The sequence below is a fragment of the Streptomyces phyllanthi genome, from assembly GCF_009377205.1.
Classification (GTDB): domain Bacteria; phylum Actinomycetota; class Actinomycetes; order Streptomycetales; family Streptomycetaceae; genus Streptomyces; species Streptomyces phyllanthi.
The window spans coordinates 1-4,203 of record NZ_VJZE01000627.1 but is presented as its reverse complement, the minus strand read 5'-3'; the positions used below and the strand labels follow the sequence as shown (position 1 = coordinate 4,203).

Sequence of the window (4,203 nt, the reverse complement as noted above, 5' to 3'; positions counted from 1 at the left end):
CCCCACCCCCCACCGAAACCACCGCCCACGTACTGACCGTACCGAACGCCCGAGGGGTCCCGTTCCGTGAGTCTGCATCCCACTCTCCAGCCCTACGCCGACGCCTGGACCCACTCTGTTGACGCGATATCCGAGCTGGTGAACCCGCTCGTGGAGGGCGAGTGGAACCGGCGGACGCCCTGCCCCGGCTGGTCCGTCCGCGACATCGTCTCCCATGTCATCGGTCTGGACTGCGAGATGCTCGGCGACCCGCGCCCCATCCACACGCTCCCCCGCGACCTGTACCACGTGCAGAACGAGCACCAGCGCTACATGGAGATGCAGGTCGACGTCCGCCGCCACCACACGGCGCCGGAGATGACCTCCGAGCTGGAGTACACGATCATCCGCCGCAACCGCCAGCTGCGGAACGAGTCGCGCGACCCGGGCACCAAGGTGCGCGGCCCGCTCGGTGTCGAGCTCACCCTGGAGCAGGCCATGCGGAACCGGGCGTTCGACATCTGGGTGCACGAGCAGGACCTGCGCACGGCCCTCGGGGAGCCGGGGAACCTCGACTCGCCGGGCGCCTTCGTGGTCCGCGACGAGCTGCTCTCCGTCCTGCCGAAGGTCGTCGCCGAGGACGCGCAGGCCCCCCGCAGTTCGGCGGTCGTCTTCGACGTGCACGGACCGGTGGAGTTCATCCGTACCGTCCGCGTCGACATCCAGGGCCGCGGCACCCTGGAAACGGCACCGGCGCTCGGCCCCGCCGCCACCATCACCCTCGACTGGGAGACGTACGTGCGCCTGGCCTGCGGCCGTGTCACGCCCGACGCCGTCGCCGACCGCGTCAAGGGCGAGGGCGACTCCGAGCTGATCACGGCGATCCTGCGGTCGTTCGCGGTGACGGTGTAGGCGGCTCAGGCTTCGACCGTGACCGCCGGCGCGAAGGCGACCGGCGGTGCGAAGACGACCGGCGGTGCGAAGACGACCGGCGGTGTGGACGACTGACAGGGTGGACGACTGACGGTGTGGCGACGCAGCGGGCGCCGTACGGCGGCCCGCCCGGCCAAGCCACGACCGTGCCAAGAACATGCCCCACGGCGCCCGCACCGGGCTCAGGCCGGTACGTGCACCGTCTCCACCCGGCTGGCCACCAGGCGCTCGCGCTCCCGGCGGGCCGCACGGCCCCGCAGGCGGAGGATCTGGGTGAGGCCCAGGGCCTGGAGGACGAAGACGGCCGAGAAGGCGATGCGGTAGTCGTCGCCGGTGACGTCCAGGAGGACGCCGACCGCGAGCAGTGTCGTCATCGAGGCGACGAAACCGCCCATGTTGGTGATACCGGAGGCCGTGCCCTGACGCTGGGGCGGGTTCGCCGGGCGGGCGAAGTCGAAGCCGAGCATCGAGGCGGGGCCGCACGCGCCGAGGACCGCGCACAGGGCGATCAGCAGCCACATCGGCGTGCGGTCGAACGCGAGCGTGGCCGCCCACACCGTCGCGGTCGCCCCCACCGTCCCCAGAGCCAGCGGCAGCCGCGCCGCGTGGCGCCGGGCCACGATCTGCCCGTACACCAGCCCGACGGCCATGTTGGACAGCACGATCACGGTGAGCAGGTCGCCCGCCGACGCCCGGGTCAGCCCCTGCGCCTCGACCAGGAACGGCAGCCCCCACAGCAGCAGGAACACCATCGCCGGGAACTGCGTGGTGAAGTGCACCCACATGCCGAGCCGTGTACCCGGCTCCCGCCAGGCCGCCGCGATCTGCCGCCGTACGTACGCCGCCCCGTGGTGCGGGAACGGCTCCGGTTCGTGGCCCTCGGGGTGGTCCCTCAGGAACAGCAGGGTGAGGACGAGGACCAGGGCACCCGCCACGGCGCTGCCCGCGAACGCCGCCGTCCAGCCCACCCCGTGCAGCAGCCTCGCGATCAGCAGCGTGGAGACCAGGTTGCCCGCCATGCCCGCGAGCCCCGCGAGCTGGGCGATCAGCGGCCCCCGCCGGGCCGGGAACCAGCGTGCGCCGAGCCGCAGCACGCTGATGAACGTCATCGCGTCACCGAGGCCGAGCAGCGCCCGCGAGGCCAGTGCGGTGCCGTAGGAGGGGGAGAAGGCGAACCCCAGCTGTCCCGCCGTGAACAGCAGCACGCCCAGCGTCAGCACCTTCTTGGTGCCGAGCCGGTCGACCAGCAGGCCCACGGGTATCTGCATGCCCGCGTACACGAGCAACTGCAGGATCGAGAACGTGGAGAGGGCGGAGGCGCCCACGTGGAAGCGGTCGGCCGCGTCGAGGCCGGCGACCCCCAGCGACGTACGGAAGATGACCGCGACGAAGTACACGGAGACGCCGATGCCCCAGACGGCGACGGCGCGGCGGCCGCCGGGCGGATCTCCGGGCAGCGAGACGGAGCCCGCGCTCGAAGCACTCGAACGGGAACTCATCGCACCTCGCCCCGTGCCAGATGGGAGAACCAGCTGACATGCCGGTGCACGAAATTCACGGCCGCCTCCGCGTCGCCCGAGCGCAGCGCCTGGAGGATCTGCTCGTGCTCGACGAGTGTCTTGGTGATGCGGTCGGGGTGGGCGTGCATCACGGCCACGCCCATGCGCAACTGCCGGTCGCGGAGCTGGTCGTAGAGACGGGAGAGGATCTCGTTGCCCCCGCTGCGGACGATCTCGGCGTGGAAGCAGCGGTCGGTCACGGCCGCTCCGGCGAGATCCCCGGCGGCGGCCTGCGCCTTCTGCTGGGCGAGGAGTTCCTCGAGCCGGGCGATGAGCCGCGGCGAGGCCGGCACGACCTTGCGGACCGCGTGCTCCTCGACGAGCTGGCGGGTCTCGACCACGTCGGCTATCTCCTGCGCGGAGACGGGCAGAACGAGCGCACCCTTCTTCGGGTAGAGCTTGATCAGCCCCTCGACCTCCAGCCGCAGCAGCGCCTCCCGTACCGGTGTCCGGGACACCCCGACCGCCTCGGCCAGCTCGCCCTCGGTGAGCAGGGTGCCGCCCTCGTAACGGCGCTCCAGGACGCCCTGCTTGACGAACCCGTAGACACGATCGGCGGCGGGGGGCTGCTTGACGACGGGTGAGTCGGCGGAGGCGGTGGAGGTTGAGGCGGCGGTCGGAACTGAAGGCATGCCGACAGCATAGATACAACACGTACACATCGTCAGAGCCGTCCATCATGCGGAATCGCCACCCCCTCCCCATGAAGCGCACAACCTTCTGTGCTACTTACGTGTCACACGAGAAGCGGCCCTTTCGTGCCTCCGTCCAAGTGGCCGCTCTCCACAGACATTTGACGCAATCGGGGTACTTGACTTGATTACCGCCATAAGGGACGGACGTGTCCGCAGGGCCGCCGCCGTAGTCGTCACGACCGGCGCGATGCTCACCACCGGCGCCCTCGGAATGGCCCCCGCACACGCTGCCGGCGCGCCCACGATCACCGCCAAGGGCGGGTTCGTGATGAACAGCGCCACGGGCAAGACGCTCTTCACCAAGGCCGCGGACACCAAGAGGCTCACCGCCTCCACCACGAAGATCATGACCGCCAAGGTCGTGCTGTCGCAGTCGAACCTGAACCTGGACTCCAAGGTCACGATCAAGAAGGCGTACAGCGACTACATCGTCAGCAGGGGCGCCTCCTCGGCCCGTCTGATCGTCGGCGACAAGGTCACCGTCCGCCAGCTGCTGTACGGGATGATGCTGCCGTCCGGCTGCGACGCCGCGATGGCCCTCGCCGACAAGTTCGGTTCCGGCTCGACGGTCTCGGCCCGCACCAAGAACTTCATCGGCAAGATGAACACGATGGCCAAGAGCCTCGGCATGACGAAGACGCACTTCGACTCGTTCGACGGCATCAGCAACGGCTCCAACTACTCGACGCCGCGCGACCTGACGAAGCTCGCCCGCAGCGCGATGAAGAGCTCCACGTTCAAGACGGTCGTGAAGGACACGTCGTACACGGCGAAGACGATCACGAAGACCGGCAGCACCCGCACCATGGCGCCGTGGAAGAACACCAACACCCTTCTCGGCTGGAACGGCACGATCGGTGTGAAGACCGGCTCCGGCACCGAGGCCAAGTACTGCCTGGTCTTCGCCGCCACCCGCAGCGGCAAGACGATCGTGGGCACCGTCCTCACCTCCTCCTCGGCGGCCAAGCGCACGGAGGACGTGAAGAAGCTGATGAACTACGGCTTCTCGCAGCTGTAGCCGAACGCCGCTTCCAGGC

4 protein-coding genes are annotated in these 4,203 nt (G+C 69.6%); 2 read left to right on the top strand and 2 right to left on the bottom strand.

All coding sequences use genetic code 11. The annotated features are described in order from the left end of the window. The first annotated feature begins 66 nt into the window (after positions 1–66). Positions 67–891 (top strand): maleylpyruvate isomerase family mycothiol-dependent enzyme, encoded by an 825-nt coding sequence (locus tag FNH04_RS42365; RefSeq protein WP_322725454.1) that lies wholly within the window; start codon positions 67–69, stop codon positions 889–891. Between the two features lie 203 nt (positions 892–1,094). Here FNH04_RS42365 and FNH04_RS42360 read toward each other — a convergent pair whose 3' ends face one another. After that, positions 1,095–2,411, bottom strand: coding sequence for an MFS transporter (locus FNH04_RS42360; RefSeq protein WP_152791560.1), 1,317 nt, complete (start codon positions 2,409–2,411; stop codon positions 1,095–1,097). Further along, entirely contained in the window at positions 2,408–3,103 is a 696-nt protein-coding gene (locus FNH04_RS42355; RefSeq protein ID WP_152791559.1) for a GntR family transcriptional regulator, read from the bottom strand. Before FNH04_RS42355 ends, FNH04_RS42360 begins: the two co-directional genes overlap by 4 nt. A 250-nt stretch (positions 3,104–3,353) precedes the next feature. On the opposite strand from FNH04_RS42355, the gene FNH04_RS42350 reads away from it, so the two are divergent. Beyond that, on the top strand, positions 3,354–4,184 hold the full coding sequence (locus FNH04_RS42350; RefSeq protein ID WP_386575613.1) for a D-alanyl-D-alanine carboxypeptidase family protein: 831 nt from the start codon (positions 3,354–3,356) through the stop codon (positions 4,182–4,184). The last annotated feature ends 19 nt before the right edge of the window (positions 4,185–4,203 follow it).